This window comes from Psychromonas aquatilis, assembly GCF_038155185.1.
Taxonomy (GTDB): Bacteria; Pseudomonadota; Gammaproteobacteria; order Enterobacterales; family Psychromonadaceae; genus Psychromonas; species Psychromonas aquatilis.
Genome location: NZ_JBAKAZ010000498.1, coordinates 1 through 207, shown reverse-complemented (window position 1 = coordinate 207; position 207 = coordinate 1). Strand labels below are relative to the sequence as shown.

1 protein-coding gene is annotated in these 207 nt (G+C 37.2%); it reads right to left on the bottom strand.

From position 1 onward, the window contains the following. On the bottom strand, positions 1–207 hold a 207-nt coding region (locus V6256_RS16285; RefSeq protein ID WP_341599216.1), incomplete at both ends, for a BamA/TamA family outer membrane protein.

The window sequence follows — 207 nt, the reverse complement described above, 5'->3', positions numbered from 1 at the left end:
CCTGTATACAGTGCTGTAGGGCCAACAGTATTATTAGAGAAACCAGTCAGAGTACGGTATCCACCAACATAATACTTTTCAAAGAAAGGTAAAATCGAGTCATTACCTTCAAATTGACCATAACCATTACCATAACCTAAACTACCAAGTAACAAGGTTGTGAAATCGCCGTCATCGGTAATTCGTTGGTTATTACGAATATAATAG